The sequence below is a fragment of the Achromobacter sp. 1011811831 genome, from assembly GCF_059760905.1.
Map to the genome: position 1 here is coordinate 1 of NZ_JCBANG010000246.1, position 255 is coordinate 255.

1 protein-coding gene is annotated in these 255 nt (G+C 71.4%); it reads left to right on the forward strand.

Annotation, left to right across the window (positions count from 1 at the left end):
• Positions 1-255 (forward strand): filamentous hemagglutinin family protein (locus tag AC6LJ9_RS30815; RefSeq protein WP_498150483.1); only part of this gene is annotated, 255 nt, incomplete at both ends.

Genomic DNA, 255 nt, shown 5'->3' on the forward strand with positions numbered 1-255 from the left:
GGGCTGTCGCGCGTGATGACGACCTTCGGCGGCGACATCCTGGCCTGGTCGGCCGAGGGTGACATCAACGCCGGCCGGGGTTCGAAGACCACGGTGGTCTACACCCCGCCGCGCCGCGACTACGACGCGCTGGGCAATGTGGTGATGGCGCCGCAGACGCCTGCGGCGGGCGCGGGCATCGCCACGCTGAACCCGATACCGGAAGTGCCGCGCGGCGACGTCGACCTGATCGCACCGCTGGGCACGATCGATCCG